13 protein-coding genes and 8 tRNA genes are annotated in these 18,293 nt (G+C 44.1%); 2 read left to right on the forward strand and 19 right to left on the reverse strand.

The window, feature by feature from the left end; translation table 11 throughout:
• The first annotated feature begins 128 nt into the window (after positions 1-128).
• A complete protein-coding gene (locus FKN05_RS07215) occupies positions 129-923 on the forward strand; it encodes a cytochrome C assembly family protein (protein ID WP_170887166.1) in 795 nt (264 codons plus the stop codon).
• Between the two features lie 51 nt (positions 924-974).
• Entirely contained in the window at positions 975-2,252 is a 1,278-nt protein-coding gene (locus tag FKN05_RS07220; RefSeq protein WP_161427576.1) for an HlyC/CorC family transporter, read from the forward strand.
• Between the two features lie 73 nt (positions 2,253-2,325).
• Here FKN05_RS07220 and luxS read toward each other — a convergent pair whose 3' ends face one another.
• The 19 genes from luxS to alaS all read right to left on the reverse strand — a co-directional run bounded on the left by luxS (position 2,326) and on the right by alaS (position 18,240).
• A complete protein-coding gene (luxS, locus tag FKN05_RS07225; RefSeq protein ID WP_099611795.1) occupies positions 2,326-2,844 on the reverse strand; it encodes an S-ribosylhomocysteine lyase in 519 nt (172 codons plus the stop codon).
• Positions 2,845-2,942: 98 nt separating this feature from the next.
• Positions 2,943-4,511, reverse strand: coding sequence for a glutamate--cysteine ligase (gene gshA / locus FKN05_RS07230; RefSeq protein ID WP_099611794.1), 1,569 nt, complete (start codon positions 4,509-4,511; stop codon positions 2,943-2,945).
• Positions 4,512-4,748: 237 nt separating this feature from the next.
• Positions 4,749-7,601: a M16 family metallopeptidase gene (locus tag FKN05_RS07235; protein WP_170887256.1), complete on the reverse strand. Its 2,853-nt coding sequence runs from the start codon at positions 7,599-7,601 to the stop codon at positions 4,749-4,751.
• 9 nt (positions 7,602-7,610) lie between these two features.
• Positions 7,611-8,060, reverse strand: a complete 450-nt coding sequence (locus FKN05_RS07240; RefSeq protein WP_099611792.1) for a YqaA family protein — start codon at positions 8,058-8,060, stop codon at positions 7,611-7,613.
• 6 nt (positions 8,061-8,066) lie between these two features.
• Positions 8,067-9,017 carry an NADP-dependent oxidoreductase gene (locus tag FKN05_RS07245; protein WP_099611791.1) on the reverse strand — a complete coding sequence of 317 codons (951 nt, stop codon included), beginning with the start codon at positions 9,015-9,017 and terminating at the stop codon, positions 8,067-8,069.
• 202 nt (positions 9,018-9,219) lie between these two features.
• Positions 9,220-10,350 carry a sodium ion-translocating decarboxylase subunit beta gene (locus FKN05_RS07250; protein ID WP_099611790.1) on the reverse strand — a complete coding sequence of 377 codons (1,131 nt, stop codon included), beginning with the start codon at positions 10,348-10,350 and terminating at the stop codon, positions 9,220-9,222.
• A 9-nt stretch (positions 10,351-10,359) separates the two neighbouring features.
• Entirely contained in the window at positions 10,360-12,141 is a 1,782-nt protein-coding gene (gene oadA, locus FKN05_RS07255; protein WP_161426863.1) for a sodium-extruding oxaloacetate decarboxylase subunit alpha, read from the reverse strand.
• Between the two features lie 25 nt (positions 12,142-12,166).
• Complete coding sequence (locus FKN05_RS07260; RefSeq protein ID WP_099611789.1) at positions 12,167-12,418, reverse strand: oxaloacetate decarboxylase subunit gamma; 252 nt, start codon at positions 12,416-12,418, stop codon at positions 12,167-12,169.
• Positions 12,419-12,783: 365 nt separating this feature from the next.
• Positions 12,784-12,860 (reverse strand) — tRNA-Arg (locus tag FKN05_RS07265).
• Between the two features lie 69 nt (positions 12,861-12,929).
• A tRNA-Arg gene (locus tag FKN05_RS07270) sits at positions 12,930-13,006 on the reverse strand.
• 35 nt (positions 13,007-13,041) lie between these two features.
• Positions 13,042-13,118, reverse strand: a tRNA-Arg gene (locus FKN05_RS07275).
• 69 nt (positions 13,119-13,187) lie between these two features.
• Positions 13,188-13,264: transfer RNA gene (locus FKN05_RS07280), tRNA-Arg, on the reverse strand.
• A 35-nt stretch (positions 13,265-13,299) separates the two neighbouring features.
• A tRNA-Arg gene (locus FKN05_RS07285) sits at positions 13,300-13,376 on the reverse strand.
• A gap of 64 nt (positions 13,377-13,440) precedes the next feature.
• A tRNA-Ser gene (locus FKN05_RS07290) sits at positions 13,441-13,533 on the reverse strand.
• Between the two features lie 22 nt (positions 13,534-13,555).
• A tRNA-Arg gene (locus tag FKN05_RS07295) sits at positions 13,556-13,632 on the reverse strand.
• Between the two features lie 33 nt (positions 13,633-13,665).
• Positions 13,666-13,758: transfer RNA gene (locus FKN05_RS07300), tRNA-Ser, on the reverse strand.
• Positions 13,759-13,983: 225 nt separating this feature from the next.
• Positions 13,984-14,181, reverse strand: a complete 198-nt coding sequence (gene csrA, locus FKN05_RS07305) for a carbon storage regulator CsrA (RefSeq protein WP_099611788.1) — start codon at positions 14,179-14,181, stop codon at positions 13,984-13,986.
• Positions 14,182-14,271: 90 nt separating this feature from the next.
• A complete protein-coding gene (locus FKN05_RS07310; RefSeq protein WP_170887168.1) occupies positions 14,272-15,459 on the reverse strand; it encodes an aspartate kinase in 1,188 nt (395 codons plus the stop codon).
• Between the two features lie 198 nt (positions 15,460-15,657).
• A complete protein-coding gene (gene alaS, locus FKN05_RS07315; protein WP_170887169.1) occupies positions 15,658-18,240 on the reverse strand; it encodes an alanine--tRNA ligase in 2,583 nt (860 codons plus the stop codon).
• Between the last annotated feature and the right edge of the window lie 53 nt (positions 18,241-18,293).

The raw sequence follows: 18,293 nt of genomic DNA on the forward strand, positions 1-18,293 counted from the left end.
CGGGTTTCTTTATAAGATTGGGTTATACGGCAATATCTCAACACTTAAAAACGATAACGATCCAACGTAGCCCATTGAGGCTTAGCAAGGTATAATTCTTTAATTGAGCAACCAATTTTGTGACAAATATGGATAACCTAATCGCTATCGTTGCCGCTGTTTTATATTTTTTGTCGATTGCAGCCATTGTCCCAGGACTGGTCAATCAAACAGGCGTCAAAGCAAAAACTGTTTTTATTAGTGCCGCATTGGGGCTCTTTTTTCATGCCTGGTTACTCGTCGGGCTAATTTTACACAGCTCCGGTCAGAACCTGAGTATTCTTAATGTCGCCTCATTGATCAGCTTTATTATTTCTTTGGTAATGAGTTTAGCGATGTTTAAAGCTCGTCTGTGGTTTTTACTGCCGGTGGTATATAGTTTCTCGGCGATCAACTTATCCTTAGCGGCATTTCTTCCTAGTACCTTTATTACCCATTTAGAACATGATCCCAAATTAATGGTGCATATCTCTTTTGCGTTATTTTCCTACTCAACGTTGTCGATTGGGGCTCTTTATGCGCTACAACTGGCGTGGCTTGACCATAAATTAAAGAAGAAAAAAGGGTTATCCATTAATCCAAATCTTCCTCCATTGATGATGGTTGAACGTCACTTATTTAAAATCATTCTAATTGGTAACCTACTGTTAACGGGAACATTATTAACCGGATTGTTTTTTGTTCAAGATATGTTTGCTCAAGGGAAAGCCCATAAAGGCATTTTGTCTTTTATTGCTTGGATTGTGTATTCCGTTTTACTGTGGGGACATTATCAAAAAGGTTGGCGTGGACGTAAAGTCACTTGGTTTGCGATTGCGGGAGCCACACTATTAACCTTGGCCTATTTCGGCAGCCGTTTTGTCAGAGAAATTATTCTCAGATAAGATCACACGGATCATTGTTCATTTTAATTTTATATAAGGAAACAGTGCGTTTTGGACGACATCTCAACGGGTATCTTATTTGCGCTACTCGCGTGTCTTATCGTTATTTCAGCCTACTTCTCAGGCTCAGAAACAGGGATGATGGCTCTTAACCGTTACCGCTTAAAGCATCTAGCAAGTACCGGACATAAAGGAGCACAACGCGTTGAAAGATTACTCAGCCGCCCAGACCGCTTAATTGGTCTTATTTTAATCGGCAATAATCTAGTTAATATTCTCGCTTCCGCCATCGCTACCATTATCGGGATGCGTTTGTATGGCAATATTGGCGTGGCCATTGCCACCGGAGCACTCACCTTAGTGGTATTAGTGTTTGCTGAAGTGACCCCAAAAACATTGGCGGCGCTTTATCCTGAGCGTGTTTCTTACGCCAGCAGCATTGTTCTAACTCTACTTATGAAGCTAATGGCACCGTTAGTGATTTTTGTCAATTTGATCACTAACGGTTTTTTACGCTTACTTGGCGTTCGAGCGAAACATGGTGGCGATGATCCACTCAGCTCCGATGAACTGCGTACAATAGTCAATGAAGCTGGCCGACTCATCCCTCGCCGCCACCAAGATATGTTGCTATCCATTCTCGATCTCGAACATGTCACGGTGAATGATATTATGATCCCTCGAAATGAAATCACCGGCATCAATATTAACGATGATTGGAAATCCATCATCCGGCAGTTAACCCACTCCCCACATGGGCGAGTCGTACTATACCGCGATAATATTGATGAAGCAGTTGGTATGCTGCGCCTGCGAGAAGCTGCCCGCTTGATGCTCGAAAAAAATGAATTCAATAAAGAACGATTGTTTCGGGCCGCTGATGAAGTTTATTTCATTCCTGAAGGTACGCCGTTAAATGTGCAGTTACTGAAATTCCAACGCAATAAAGAGCGCATTGGGCTTATTGTTGATGAATACGGCGACATTATCGGCTTAGTAACATTAGAAGATATTTTAGAAGAGATCGTTGGTGAATTTACCACCTCAATGTCTCCTAGTCTGGCGGAAGAGATCACACCACAGGGGGATGGCAGTTTCTTAATTGAAGGCAGTGCGAATATTCGAGATATTAATAAGAGTTTGAAATGGAACCTTCCAACGGATGGCCCAAGAACATTGAATGGTTTGATTTTAGAACATCTTGAAGAGATCCCAGAAAACCATTTAAGTGTCAAAGTTGCCAACCACCCCATGGAAATTATAGAGCTAGAAGAAAATCGCATTAAACTGGTGCGCGTTTTTCCTCGTAAAGTCAAAAAAGCGCAATAGATTTCGTGCACGATTTCAAACAAAAAGGCTTGGTCACATAAGACCAAGCCTTTTTATCTCAGAGACAATTCAATCAGTCAATTTTTAAGGCGTTAAGCATCGCTGCGGGTAAAGCCAACTCATCATTTTTATTGACTTGGATTCCGGCATCAATAACTTGCTTAGCAATCGCTTTAGCTTCAGATAAAGAATGCATAGCAGCCGTACCACATTGATATTCGTTCAGCTCAGGAATGTTATCTTGGCTTTCAACCTTAAGAACGTCGTGCATTGCGGCCAGCCAGGCGTGGGCAACCTGCTCTTCACTAGGTCGACCAATTAAGCTCATATAAAAGCCGGTTCGACATCCCATCGGTGAAATATCGATAATTTCCACGGCATCACTATTTAAGTGATCCCGCATAAATCCAGCATACAAATGCTCTAGCGTGTGAATTCCTTTTTCAGATAAAATCGCTTTATTGGGCAACGTAAAACGCAAATCAAACACCGTAATTGTGTCGCCTTTCGGTGTTTGCATCGTCTTAGCCACGCGTACCGCGGGCGCTTGCATTCGTGTGTGGTCAACCGTAAAACTATCTAGCAATGGCATATACTTCTCTCCTTGAATCTATCCCTAAACGAGACTATTTTGTTTTCGTAGATCATAAGGGTAGCAACCTGGCTAACAACCGGTTTTAGCTTGCAAGTTTATTCTGTTAAATAACTAAAATAGGCGCATAAAAACTGGTCAAAAGTCTGAGTTTCTTGTTGTTCTATCGTGTACTGAGCATCCAATGAACGTCTAGCTTCTTGCTCCATGATTGCTGCTGAATAAATCTGATAAGTATGATTTAGATTTATCTGTTGATAGGCCTCACCCAAGCTACGACCAACTTTACCCAATCCCCCCATTTGGAGAGTTTGCTGAAGAATTTGAGCTGATAACGTTTTTTCTGGATGATCAATCCAATCAACTAATTGTTGGCAAACCTCTTGATAAGCAGTATCACCATTAGCTTTATCCATCTGCTCAGCAATTATGGTTAGATCAGCGAATACACGCTTTGCCCACGACGCTAACGTTAACTTTTCGCCATGACAACCTATTTTCAACTCAAGACCAGGCCTGCGTCCTTCTAATACCACTTTGCGCCAGTTATCACGCCAGCATTCCAGTTCACAATTATCCATAGGATCAGAATCGGACAATGCAGTCCATGTAAGGAAGAGATCCAGGAAGCGAATCTGCTGCTCGGTAATCCCTATCGGACTAAATGGATTCACATCCAGCGAACGAACTTCGATATATTCCACCCCACCACGCGCTAAAGCATCGGACGGTTTTTCACCTGCTTTTGCCACTCGTTTAGGACGAATAGGTGCATACAGCTCATTTTCAATTTGTAGGATATTGCTATTCAATTGTCGATATTCCCCATCGACTTTAATCCCGATTTTGGCAAATTGCTCGGAAGGCGTTCTGATTGCTTGGTTTAACCCTGCCAAATATTGCTCAATGTGGTTGAAACCAATTTTCAAAACACTTTGCGCATGATTGGTATACCCTAAGTCACTCAAACGCAATGAGGTTGCATAAGGTAAATAAAGAGTTTTACCAATAGATTCGAACGGTAGATCGGTTTTACGATCTTGAATAAAAGAAGAACATAAGGCTGGTGACGCCCCAAAGAAATAAGGAATCAACCATCCAAAACGATAATAGTTACGAATCATTGCAAAATATGCCGCTGATTGACTATCTTGGCGATCTTCTTCTGTCTGTTCGCCATACAGGGCATCCCAAAAGGTATCTGGAAATGAAAAGTTAAAATGAACCCCAGAAATAATTTGCATGAGGCTGCCATAACGCTGCTTTAACCCCATGCGGTAGAGCGTTTTCATTCGACCTGAATTTGAACGGCCATACTGAGCCAGTTGGATATCATCTTCACAACCAACGTAGCAAGGCATTGATAACGGCCACAACTTTTCATTTCCCATTTGACTCTGAGCAAAATGGTGAACGTCAGCAAGCTGAGCCATTAAAGTTGAAACATCATGAGAAACGGGCGTAATAAATTCAAGCAGTGATTCAGCAAAATCGGTTGTTATCCAGCGATGTGTTAATGGGGAACCGAGACTTTGTGGATGAGGGGTTTGGGCAATAGTACCGTCGGCTGTGTAGCGTAAGGTTTCACGTTCAACCCCACGGCTGAACTGTTGAAAGATTTCAGGTTGGTTAGCAACTCGTTTAAGTCGCGCAGCAAAATTAGTCAAAATGAGATTCGCTTATATTGGTTATGTTTGAAATGCAGCTGAGCGTAACTTGTCTCTTGCAAATAAGTAACTTGTCTCTTGCAAATAAAATGCTAAACCACCGGATTCCTTGATGGCCTAGCGTTGAGCAACTGACTTTTCCTCGGCAACTCACTGAGTTCAACAATGCCTCGAAATGAGTAGCAAGCAGCCAAATAAATACCATTCCCTGTGCCATTACTTGGATATATGCGTACTCTAACGGATGATTTCAAGCTCTTCTATAGGAATTGCTAACTTTTCTAATGGCGACTTCAGTTTTTTCATATCCCCAACCACAATAATTTGATAATCCTGTGGCTGAAACCATTTCTTCGCTAATTGATTTAACGTGCTTTTATCGACCTGATGAACCAAGTGATTGCGTTGCTGTAAATAATCTCGATCGAGGTTATAAGTCAAAATCTGACTGATGAGCTGAGCTTTTTGAGAGGGCGTCTCATAACTCAAAGCATCTTGCTGTCCAACCGCAAGGCGTAGAAATTCCATTTCTTTATCTGTTAAGCCTTGTTGACTAAAATGCGCTAACTCTTGCTGGATCTCTTTGATTGAGTCAACGGTCACATTCGCTCGCACTTGTGCGTTGAAGACCACTGCACCGATTTCTCGGTTAGCAGTAAAATAGCCGCTAGCACCATAGGTATAGCCTTTATCCTCACGTAGGTTTTGGTTGAGTCGGCTATTAAAGTTACCCGCTAAATTAAAATTTGCTAATTGGCTAAGGTAGAGTTCCCCTGTCGCATCAAAAGGCAATCCTTTACGAACAAAACGAACGACACTTTGTGGTGCTCCTGGTTTATCTACCACATAAATTTTTTGTTCGCTCGAAGGTGCAATGACTTGAGGATTGATCATCGGAGCTGGCTCCCCGTGCCATCGGGCAAAAAATGTTAGTTGTTTTACCACCTCTTGGCGATCAATATCACCGACAACAACGATTTTCGCTCCATTAGGGGTATAATGCTGACGATAGAAATCCTTAACATCATCAAGTGTAAGCGCCGCGATAGAGGCCGTCGTGCCCTCACTTGAACGCGCAAATACCGAGTGGCCAAACAGCACTTGACGCGTCGCTTGAGCGGCTAACCAACTGGGTTGCTGATGTTGATAGACGATGCCTTGCATCATCTGTTGTTGAATACGTGAAAAATCTTGCTTATTAAACCCTGGACTTAATAACCGCTCTTCAACCACGGCTAAGGTTTCTGGTAGGTGCATTTTCAAGCTAGAGATAGTGACATTGGTTGCATACGAACCAGCATTAATTCGAATCACCGACCCAAGTTTATCGAGTTCAGCTTGAATTTTTTCTACACTTCGTTGCGCAGAGTCTTGCTCTAACAGAGCGGCCGTTAAATGGGCAAGTCCTTCTTTCCCAACCTCAACATGACGTTCTCCGGCGGGAAGCCGTATGTCGATTAGCACGGTTGGTGTCTCGGTCATCTTTGTTCCTAATAACTCTGAGCCATTATCAAAATACCAGTCATAAAGTACAGGCATCTCTATTTGAACGGCTTGAGCGGCATCGGGAATGATAGAGCGATCAAACGAATCATTAACATGACGATACGCTAACTGCTCCTCTGTTATTTTTTTATATTCAGGGAGCTGTCGTTTAGGGGTAACAAATGTAGCGCGTTGGACGGCCCATTCTGTTTTCCCTTTGGGAACCACGCTTAATGTCACTTTGGGATGCTGGTCAATATATTGCTGAAACACCTTGGTGATAGAATCAGAAGAAACGGCCCGCAACTGATTTAACTGCTGCTCAATGCGATCCGGTTGACCATAAAATGTTTGATTACTGGCTAACTGACTCACCTTCCCTTGTACACTTTGCAAAGCAAAAATCGCATTAGCTTCTGCTTGACCCTTGATCTGCGCTAACCGCGAGTTGCTGACGCCTTGCCGAGAAAACTGCTGCAAAGTATCCATCAATGCTTGATATAGTGGTGCTAATTGCGACGGTTCACCTGATGGAGCCATTGCGTAAACATAAAACGTACAAGCCAACTCTGCACAGTCTTGAAATGCCCCAGCGTCAACCGCTTGCTGGGTTTTCACTAAATTTTGATAGAGCAAGCTATTACTACCACTGCCTAATACTTGCGCTAACGTATCGAGTGAAGCTTGCTGCTCTGCGCCTTGATAAGCGGTTGGCCAACCGATCACAACCATCGGCTGCTGAATTCGATCTTCAAGAGTAATATAGCGATCTTGCTCTAAATGAACGGGCTGTTTAGGGGCACTATCAACCTGTGGGCCTTTAGGTATAGATCCAAAATAACGGTTTACCCAGGCTAAGGTTTGTGCAATATCAATATCCCCCCCGATCGTCAATACCGCGTTATTTGGCCCATACCAACGTAAGAAGAAAGCCTTAAGATCATTCACATCAATTCGATCTAAATCTTCCACATAGCCTATCGTTTGCCAAGAATAAGGATGGCCTTCTGGATAAAGCGCTTCTGACATTTTTTCCCAAATCAAACCATATGGACGATTATCGTAATTTTGCGCTCGCTCATTTTTAACCGTGTCTCGCTGAATTTCAAATTTACGCTGTGAAATCGCTTCAAGCAAAAAGCCCATGCGATCTGACTCTAACCACAGTACTTTTTCCAATTGATTCGCAGGAACGGTTTGAAAATAATTGGTTCGATCTCGATTTGTGGTGCCATTTAAGGATCCGCCCGCCTCTGTGATCAAACGAAAGTGCTCTTGATCGGCAACATGCTTTGAGCCTTGAAACATCATATGTTCAAAAAAGTGAGCAAAGCCAGATTTACCCACCTCTTCTCTTGCTGATCCCACATGATAAGTCATATCCACATGCACAAGAGGATCGGAATGATCGGGGGATAAAATGACCGTTAACCCATTCGAAAGTTGGTATTTACGATAAGGAATGCCCACCGTATCGGACTGGGTATCCACTTGCTCGATTAAAGTGACGCCATCGGGTAAAGATGAGAAAAAGGGAAGTGATGTTGAAGATGTACAACCGTACAACGCAATACACGTAATCAAACCTAGCCAAAGTTTTTTCATCATAACTCCTTAGAAAAAACCATAAAAAAATGCCCCCAGCATGATATAACGGAAAGCCTTACCAAGCATAATCATGCTCAATACGGGGAAGCTTTTCATTCTTAACCATCCAGCGGCTAAACAAAGCGGATCACCAATAATGGGTAACCAACTCAACAATAGAGCCCAATAACCATGTTTATTTAACCATCGTAGTGCTTTATGACCCTGTTTTTCTTGTTGAGTTCGATTAGGCAACAGCCAACCTAGCCAATAATTAGTCATCCCCCCTAACGTATTCCCGAAGGTGGCAATCATAATAATGGTTATAGGAGAAAATGTCTGAATCGAAAAAGTGGCCAATAGTATAGCTTCAGAACCACCCGGTAACAGAGTGGCACTAAGAAAACTAACAAAAAACAGCACCCAGAGTGCCGATTCTGAAAAGAACTGAGCAATCTGAGTAAGGTCAATCGCCAAGGTATGCTAACTCTGCATATTAAGCAAAATTTTACCGCGCGTATGCCCAGTTTCCATCTGCTCATGTGCTTGACGAACTTGATCCATTGGGTAAACGTGTTGAATTTCCACTTTTAATAAACCAACACTGACCATGTATAACAAGGTATCTAACTGCTCAGGGTTTGGATCAACTAACATACCGGTTGCCTGAAAGCCTAACATCTTCGCCTTTTCACAGATTAATTCCGCACTTAATGTTGGCACACTCACCACACGAGCATGATCATTAAGGCATTTAAGCGCATCCAATGCCGCATCTCCGCCCACAAGGTCGATCAGAACATCCACCGCTTCCAAACGTTGTGAAACTGGAGCAAATTGATAGTTAATAGCATGAGCCCCTAACGTCGCGAGGTAATCAAGGTTACTTTCACTACACGTGGTATACACTTCAGCTTTAGCGGCTATCGCAACTTGTAATGCAATATGTCCGACTCCACCGGCTCCCGCTAAAATTAACACGCGTTCACCTTCTTGAATTTGAGCTTTACTCAATGCCTGCGCCGCAGTTTGTCCTGCAAGGGGTAATGCCGCAGCCGCTTCTAGCGTAACGGAATCGGGCACGATACTCAGCTCTCTTTCAGGAACACAAAGATATTGGCTATAACCACCCCCACGGAGAGGAAAACCAACAAACCCCGCGACATTCATCCCTTTTTCAAGCGCTGAAACACCCTGTCCAACTTTCACCACCTGCCCTGCGATGTCATATCCAGCAACCCAAGGTAATTTATCTTGATTTTGCGCAGCAGCCCAACCCAGTCCAGCTCGAGTTTTAGTATCAATAGGATTAATACTGGTAAAAGCGACTTTGACCAACACTTCTCCTTCCTGAGGCTCTGGAATTGGTGATGACTGAATAGCGAGCACTTCTGGCCCACCAAATTGGGTAATGACAATCTGCTTATTATCCATATTCTAAGTCCCTGTGGCTGGTGATGAAAAAAGGGATGCTAAAGCATCCCTTTGAATATATATCATTTTATTACTATACCCAAACAACTTGGAATTGCAGGCAGGCGACAAGCGAGTCAAGCATCGCTACCGCGCGACGACGACATCACTTAATAGACTATCCGTCAATCGTTATTAACGCTCAGCCCTAAAATGCCCTTATTTAGCCGACTAAAGCTAATAAAATCCCAGCCGCAACCGCCGAGCCTAACACGCCAGCAACATTTGGCCCCATAGCATGCATCAATAAAAAGTTTTGTGGGTTAGCTTCTAACCCGACTTTATTAACAACACGCGCCGCCATTGGTACAGCAGAAACTCCGGCAGCACCTATCAATGGGTTAATATCTTCTTTAGAGAATTTATTGAGCACTTTTGCCATCAAAACTCCCCCTGCAGTACCAATGCTAAATGCGACAGCACCAAGCACTAAAATACCTAAGGTCGAAATATTAAGGAATTGATCGGATTGAAGTTTTGAACCCACTCCAAGACCTAAGAAGATAGTAACAATATTAATCAGTTCATTTTGTGCCGTTTTCGATAAGCGCTCAACCACACCGGCTTCACGCATTAAATTCCCCAAGCAGAACATTCCAACCAATGGAGTAGCCGAAGGTAGGAACAAAATGGCCATCAGTAACACGAGCAGCGGAAAAATAATTTTTTCCGTTTTCCCTACATGACGCAACTGAGCCATTTTAATCTGACGCTCTTGTGGTGTAGTTAATGCCTTCATGATCGGTGGCTGAATGATAGGAACCAATGCCATATAACTGTACGCAGCAACTGCGATTGCTCCTAATAACTTCGGTGACAGTTGACTGGCTAAAAAGATAGCTGTCGGACCATCAGCGCCACCGATAATGGCTATTGACGAAGCATCAGCTAACGAAAACTCCATTCCTGGCACATAGTTAAGCATGATCGCACCAAATAATGTTGCAAAAATACCGAACTGCGCAGCGGCACCTAACCACAAGGTTTTAGGGTTGGCAATCAAAGCACCAAAGTCGGTCATTGCGCCCACGCCCATAAAAATCAACAACGGGAAAATACCCGATTCGATCCCAATATAGTACACGTAGTACAACAACCCACCCGGCTCAGTAAAACCGGCATTAGGAATATTTGCCAAGATAGCTCCAAACCCAATCGGTAACAGCAATAAAGGTTCAAAACCTTTACGTATGGCTAAAAAAAGCAATACGCAGCCGATAAGAATCATCATGATTTGGCCAAGCGTAAAGTTAGCAATCCCTGTTTCGTGCCACAGGGTTAATAATCCGTCCATGTTACACCCTTATGCCAAACTTAAGATCGGCGCACCGACTGTCACTGCATCCCCTTCCTTCACATGCAGCTCTTGAACAACACCACTACGCGCAGCCCGAACTTCGGTTTCCATCTTCATCGCTTCTAAAATAACCAGCACATCGCCTTCAACCACTTCGCTTCCAGGTTGAACTTGAACCTTAAAAATATTTCCGGCAAGAGGAGCGGGCACAGCTTCAGCTGCTGAGGCCGGAACAGGAGCAGAGGTTGTCGCTGTAGACTGACTAGCGGTCACCGAGCTAATTTGACCTTGGGGACCCACTTCTACTTGATACACTTGCCCGTCAACTTTGACACTATAGGTTTCGATACTCGGTACAGAATCTTTTACTACAGGAGCTGCGGCAGATTCGACCGTTTCAGATCCCGGTGCGGGTTCAAATGCATTGGGGTTATGACGGTTTTTCAGAAATTTAAGTCCGACTTGAGGGAATAAAGCATAAGTCAGTACATCATCCACGGTCTCTTGCGCTAATGAAATACCATCCTCTTTAGCTTTAGCTAATAATTCCGTGGTTAAATGTGTCATTTCATCTTGAAGCAAGTCAGCAGGGCGGCAAGTAATGGCTTTACTTCCTTTTAACACTTGCGCCTGTAGATCTTGATTCACTTCAGCAGGTGTTGCCCCATATTCTCCTTTCAGTACCCCGGCAGTTTCTTTGGTTATACTTTTATAGCGCTCACCCGTTAAAACATTAATCACCGCTTGAGTACCAACAATTTGAGATGTTGGTGTAACTAAAGGGATGTAACCAAGATCTTGCCGAACACGAGGAATTTCTTCCAACACCTCATCGAGCCGCTCTGCAGCGCCTTGTTCTTTTAGTTGGCTTTCCATATTAGTCAACATACCACCCGGGACTTGAGCAATCAAAATTCGCGAGTCAACCCCTTTTAGTTGTCCTTCAAATTGGGCGTATTTTTTACGAACGTCACGGAAATACGCTGCAATAGGCGCAAGATGTTCGAGATTAAGCTGGGTATCTCGTGCTGTCCCTTGCAACATAGCAACCACCGTTTCCGTTGGCGTGTGTCCATAGGTTTGGCTCATTGACGAAATGGCAGTATCAAGAATATCCACCCCAGCTTCTACCGCTTTTATTGCGGTTGCCGTTGATAATCCAGTTGTCGCATGGCAATGTAAAGCAAGAGGAACATCACACGATGCTTTAATCCGCGATATTAACTCTTCCGCTTCATAAGGTTTTAAAAGTCCTGACATGTCTTTAATACATAATGAGTGACAGCCAAGATCTTCTAATCGCTTCGCCAGATCAACCCAAGTTTCTGTATTATGGACTGGACTAATGGTATAAGAGAGCGTTCCTTGAGCATGTGCACCAACGTTGACCGTTGCTTTGATCGCTTGCTGAAAGTTGCGTACATCGTTCATTGCATCAAAAATACGGAATACATCCATCCCATTAACGTGAGCACGCTCGACAAACTTCTCAACCACATCATCCGCGTAATGGCGATAACCAAGCAGGTTCTGCCCTCGTAATAACATCTGCATTGGGGTATTGGGCATCGCTTTTTTTAGCGCACGCAGACGCTCCCAAGGATCTTCTCCCAAGTATCGAATACACGCATCAAAGGTAGCGCCACCCCAAGTTTCTAACGACCAATAGCCGATTTTGTCCAACTCTGCTGCAATAGGCAACATATCTTCAAGACGCATGCGCGTCGCAAATAATGATTGATGGGCGTCTCTTAACACCACATCGGTAATAGCAAGTGCTTTAGACATGCTCATTAACTCCTTTTAATTGGTACTACTTAGCAGCTGAGTGTCGGTACTGATGTACAGCGGCAGAGATAGCCGCTACCACCTGAGGGGGAACTGCAGCAGAGGTTGGTTGAATCGATTTTTTGGGGCTGACTATCGTCTGAGGTACTTCTTGCGGTACCCATTTAGACATGAACCGAACGAGATAGACCAAAATGGTTAAAAATAGAAATACGACGACCATCCCTGTAACCATCAGGGTAGCCGCATCAACTAGCAGGCTTCCAATATTTGTCATGTTGCTTCCTTTCTGTGTCATCCTGACAGCAATTGTCTGCGATAAACCATTATTATTCCGACAAAAGCCAACAGGATTATCTCGACTTGTGAAAAATTGTCAATTTTGTTTAGGATTTTTAAACAAATCAGAGTAACCAAGTGAAAGAACCGTCATACAAATCACAAAACGTGATGTAATTGAGCTAAGAAACTCGCACGTTTTTAGTGAATATGAGTAGATTAATAGGAATTTGAAATAAAATTTGAGATGCAGCTAGTAAAAGGAGAACAGACCAATAAAAACAGTATGTTGTGAAAATGAAATAAAAAAATGCTACAGGATTGTAAAAAACAAAACCCCGCTTAATTGCGAGGTTTAAAAGGTGGCGCGCTCAGGAGGATTCGAACCTCCGACCGCCTGGTTCGTAGCCAGGTACTCTATCCAGCTGAGCTATGAGCGCGCAAGGCTTCGGTGAAATTAAACTTTACACAACAGTCAAATCACCAAGGTTGTTTATGACCTTAAATAATGGCGCGTCCTGGAGGATTCGAACCTCCGACCGCCTGGTTCGTAGCCAGGTACTCTATCCAGCTGAGCTAAGGACGCACGGTGCTAGTGATGATATCACTAACTTGAAATAATGGCGCGCTCAGGAGGATTCGAACCTCCGACCGCCTGGTTCGTAGCCAGGTACTCTATCCAGCTGAGCTATGAGCGCGCAGGGCTTCGGTGAAATTAAACTTTACACAACAGTCAAATCACCAAGGTTGTTTATGACCTTAAATAATGGCGCGTCCTGGAGGATTCGAACCTCCGACCGCCTGGTTCGTAGCCAGGTACTCTATCCAGCTGAGCTAAGGACGCACGGCGCTAGTGATGATATCACTAACTTAAAATAATGGCGCGCTCAGGAGGATTCGAACCTCCGACCGCCTGGTTCGTAGCCAGGTACTCTATCCAGCTGAGCTATGAGCGCGCAGAATGTGATAAATCACACTAAAATCTCTTCGAAACAAAATTGTTAGCAATAAACCAACAAATGGCGGTGAGGGAGGGATTCGAACCCTCGATACGGCTACAAACCGTATACTCCCTTAGCAGGGGAGCGCCTTCAGCCTCTCGGCCACCTCACCACAAGCATGTTTCTCTATTATATGGCGCGTCCTGGAGGATTCGAACCTCCGACCGCCTGGTTCGTAGCCAGGTACTCTATCCAGCTGAGCTAAGGACGCGCGGTTGCTTAATTATTATAAGCCTTGCAAGAATGGCGGTGAGGGAGGGATTCGAACCCTCGATACGGCTACAAACCGTATACTCCCTTAGCAGGGGAGCGCCTTCAGCCTCTCGGCCACCTCACCGTCTTGCGGAGGCACATATTACGATTTACCAAAAATATGTCAAACACTTTCTTGGTAAAAGTTTTAAAAAAAACGTTAACCGTTGGCTATTTAACCAAAGCGTTGACTTTTTACACTTAAGTACCAAAGCCTAGGATTTATCACGCTATTTCAAATGCACAATACCGTGATTCTTAACGAACAAAAAATAAATAAGGCCGGTTAATACCAGCCTTATCTCGATAATTAGTAGTTGCTAGGAGCAACGTTACCATTACCTTTTTCTGCTTGAATGCGCATGTAAATTTCTTCACGGTGCACAGATACTTCTTTGGGAGCGTTAACACCTATCCGTACTTGATTACCTTTTACACCCAAAACTGTTACCGTTACTTCATCACCGATCATCAGTGTTTCGCCAACGCGGCGAGTCAAAATTAGCATTCTTTGCTCCTTGAGTAATCTCTGTATTATCTTGCAACTACGCTATTATCTACTAAAAGTTATCTCCCAGTAAACTTTATTGCATCTAAATCAGCCTAAAAGCATCTGCTTTGCCTCAAACGCCAGCGAAGTGTCCGAATAAATATAAGCCTTGTGCAAAATATTAGCCGCATTATCCACCTTATGCGGCGCAAGCGTTAACATCAATGATTGCGAGCTTGTGGAGACATAATGCACATCTATCCCTTGTTCGGTCAATAAAGCACAAGAATGCTCCACCAACGTAGCAGCTTGCAATCCAACGGTGGTTAACAAACTCACAGGTTCACTATTGCGGATTTTACCGTTAAACACCAGTTCTAACTTCGCATAAGCGTCCTGTTTTATCACTATCGCCGTCCATTCTGCTTCCTCGATCACATTCCATAGTTCGATCCCCAGCATATGGCACTGCTTTTCCAGAATGGTGGCATCGTCAGATTCAATCTTGACGAGTAGCATCTCCCTCTGAATCGCAATGCCACATATGTTCTGTGTTCCCCGCTCACCTTTAATTAAGCTCCCTTGATTGGTATCAAAGGTCGATAACACTCTGAGTGGGACTTGATGTTTCCACGCATATTGAACGCAAGGTAAGTGCAACACTTTCGCCCCTTTACGGGCCATTTCTTCCATCGAAGGGAAGTCGATCACCGCCAATTTACGCGCAGATGGCACCACGCGAGGATCACAGGTATATATGCCATCCACATCCGTAAAAATTTGACATTCATCAGCGTTGAGTACGCCAGCTAACGCCACGGCACTCGTGTCCGATCCCCCTCGACCTAATGTGGTGATATCCCCTTTCTCATTCACCCCTTGGAAGCCTGCGATGACCACAATAAGCCCTTGAGTCAATAATTCGCGAATGGTTCGGGTATCGATCGACTTGATCGTTGCATTGTTGTGTTGGTTATCGGTGACAATGTTGGCTTGCGTTCCAGTAAGGGAACAAGCGGGATACCCCAATTTATTTAAAACCATGGCAAGTAATGCCATCGACATTTGCTCACCCGCAGAGAGTAAAACATCAAGCTCTCTTGCATTCGGTACACGCTCAATTTGTTGGGCAAGGCCCAACAGACGGTTCGTTTCACCAGCCATGGCAGATACAACCACAACAACTTGATTCCCATCATTTTTTGCTTTAATGATGTGTTCAGCAACGGTATATATTCTCTCAATAGAGCCGACCGACGTTCCACCGAACTTTTGTACGATAAGGGGATTTTTCACCAGTATTCACCTTCCCAAGACAAAGTCTCATGGCCCCAACAATGAATCAATTGCTTGATGAGTCATTGAGGGATATAAACAACAAAACCAAGTGGATAACTGGTTTTGTTTAAAACAACGCCAATTACACCACTTGGTTAACCAGATAAAATTACGCTCAATCAAAAGATAATTGATTGAGCGTAACTTATCACTATGTTATAGACGCTCTGCAATCCAAGCGTCAACAGACTCTAAAGCAGAAGGAAGCGCTTTGGCGTCACTCCCTCCCGCTTGTGCCATATCAGGGCGGCCGCCCCCTTTACCACCAACTTGTAGTGCAACCATATTAACCAAATCTCCGGCTTTCACTTTGCTGGTCAAATCTTTGGTCACTCCTGCAATCAAGCCGACTTTATCATCCACGACATTACCTAACATGATAATACCGCTACCTAGCTGATTTTTTAATTCATCAACCATCCCACGTAGTGCTTTATTATCAGCACCATTGAGTTGTGCAACAAGCACTTTAACCCCAGCGATCTCTTTCACTTGATCGGTTAAGGATGCGCTTGCTTGGGTCGCCAATTTATCTTTCAACTGCTGGATTTCTTTCTCAAGTTGCTTCACTTTATGGGCAGTTTCAGAGAGTTTTTCTTCGTATTTACGTTGCTGATTCTCTAAAGCATCGAGAGCGGCTTCACCGGTAACCGCTTCAATGCGACGAATGCCAGCCGCGATACCGCCTTCGGACAGAATCTTAAATAAGCCAATGTCTCCTGTATGTGAGGCATGAATACCACCACATAATTCGGTTGAAAAGTCACCCATGGAAAGAACGCGCACTTGCTCATCATACTTTTCACCAAAGAGTGCCATCGCCCCTTTCTGTTTCGCCGCTTCAATGTCCATGATCGCCGTTTCAATCACATGATTACGACGAATTTGGCTATTAACTAAGCGCTCAACGTCTTTAAGCTCATCAGTGGTCATCGCTTCAAGGTGTGAGAAGTCAAAGCGCAAGCCTTCTGCTTTAACGAGTGAACCTTTTTGGGCAACATGTTCACCCAACACTTGACGCAATGCCGCATGCAATAAGTGAGTGGCTGAATGGTTTAGTGAAATTGCAGCACGGCGCTTGGCATCAACGATCGCTTCAACCTGATCTTCTTTGGCCATAACCCCCTCTTGTAACAAGCCGTAATGGGCTATGGCATGACCTAATTTCTGAGTATCTTCGACTTGAAATAGCCCCGACGCTGTTTTTAACACGCCGGTATCACCACATTGGCCACCCGATTCAGCGTAAAACGGCGTTTTCTCCAGTACCACAATGGCCTTATCACCCGCCGATAACGCATTGACCTCTTGACCATCAACAAACATCGCTAATACTGGGCTTGCCTGTTGCACTGCGTTATAACCACAGAATTCAGACTGGCCCTCAACCTTAATCAAACGATTATAGTCTGTACCAAAGTGCCCTGCTTCACGAGCGCGTTGACGCTGCTCTTCCATTGCGGTTTCAAAACCCGCTTCATCAATGGTAAAGCCTCGTTCACGTGCTACATCATTAGTTAAATCGGCTGGAAAGCCATAAGTATCATACAGTTTGAAAACCGTTTCACCATCCAGCTCTTGACCCGTTAAGGCATCTAACGCGTCATTAAGAATCGCCAGTCCTCGTTCAAGAGTACGACCAAAGTTTTCTTCTTCAATACGAAGGATTTTTTCAACCAACGCTTGCTGTTTATGCAACTCTTTGCCTGCACTACCCATAACGTCAATGAGTGGTGTCACCAGCTTGTAGAAAAATGCGCCTTGAGCACCCAGTTTATTACCATGACGAACGGCACGGCGAATAATCCGGCGTAATACATAGCCACGCCCTTCGTTCGACGGCATTACACCATCGACAATTAAGAAAGCACATGAACGGATATGGTCGGCTAACACACGCAATGATTGATTGGTCAGGTCTTGATACCCAATCACTTCGGCGGCCGCTTTGATCAAGGTTTGGAAAACATCAATCTCATAGTTAGAGTGGACGCCTTGAACAATCGCAGAAATCCGTTCAATCCCCATTCCAGTATCGACCGACGGTTTCGGTAACGGCTCCATTTTTCCATCGGCATGGCGATTAAACTGCATAAACACCACGTTCCAGATTTCAATAAAACGATCACCATCTTCTTCTGCTGATCCTGGAGGCCCACCCAAAATGTGTTCACCATGATCATAAAATATTTCGGTACAAGGACCGCAAGGGCCGGTATCACCCATTTGCCAGAAGTTGTCCGACTCGTAAGCTTTCCCTCCAGGTTTGTCACCAATGCGGATAATGCGATCTTGTGGAATACCGACTTTTTGATGCCAAATATCAAAGGCTTCATCGTCCGTTTGATACACGGTAACCAATAAGCGTTCTTTAGGTAACTGAAGAACTTCGGTGAGAAATTCCCATGCATACTGAATCGCATCTTCTTTGAAATAGTCACCAAAACTGAAGTTACCCAACATTTCAAAAAAAGTATGGTGACGAGCAGTAAAGCCAACGTTTTCTAGATCATTATGCTTACCACCAGCACGTACACAACGTTGAGCGGTTGTCGCTCGCGTATAAGCGCGTTTTTCTAGGCCAAGAAAACAATCTTTAAATTGGTTCATTCCTGCGTTAGTAAATAGCAGGGTCGGATCATTAGTAGGCACCAATGATGAACTATCAACGATCTGGTGCCCTTTACTTTCAAAGAATGAGAGGTACGCGCGGCGAACCTCATCGGTGCTCATATACATGCAGCTCTTCCTGAATGACTCAAGTTAGAATTTTGAGCTATTGTAAAGCATGG

Source organism: Vibrio sp. 1-1(7), from assembly GCF_013048485.1.
Taxonomy (GTDB): Bacteria; Pseudomonadota; Gammaproteobacteria; order Enterobacterales; family Vibrionaceae; genus Vibrio; species Vibrio fujianensis.

Bases quoted from the DNA above. Each gene is read 5' to 3' on its own strand.
- alaS (WP_170887169.1), bottom strand. From the start codon at position 18,240: ATGTATATGAGCACCGATGAGGTTCGCCGCGCGTACCTCTCATTCTTT.
- csrA (WP_099611788.1), bottom strand. From the start codon at position 14,181: ATGCTAATTTTGACTCGCCGCGTTGGCGAAACACTGATGATCGGTGAT.
- FKN05_RS07235 (WP_170887256.1), bottom strand. From the start codon at position 7,601: ATGAAAAAACTTTGGCTAGGTTTGATTACGTGTATTGCGTTGTACGGT.
- FKN05_RS07215 (WP_170887166.1), top strand. From the start codon at position 129: ATGGATAACCTAATCGCTATCGTTGCCGCTGTTTTATATTTTTTGTCG.
- FKN05_RS07260 (WP_099611789.1), bottom strand. From the start codon at position 12,418: ATGACAAATATTGGAAGCCTGCTAGTTGATGCGGCTACCCTGATGGTT.
- oadA (WP_161426863.1), bottom strand. From the start codon at position 12,141: ATGTCTAAAGCACTTGCTATTACCGATGTGGTGTTAAGAGACGCCCAT.
- luxS (WP_099611795.1), bottom strand. From the start codon at position 2,844: ATGCCATTGCTAGATAGTTTTACGGTTGACCACACACGAATGCAAGCG.
- FKN05_RS07245 (WP_099611791.1), bottom strand. From the start codon at position 9,017: ATGGATAATAAGCAGATTGTCATTACCCAATTTGGTGGGCCAGAAGTG.
- FKN05_RS07250 (WP_099611790.1), bottom strand. From the start codon at position 10,350: ATGGACGGATTATTAACCCTGTGGCACGAAACAGGGATTGCTAACTTT.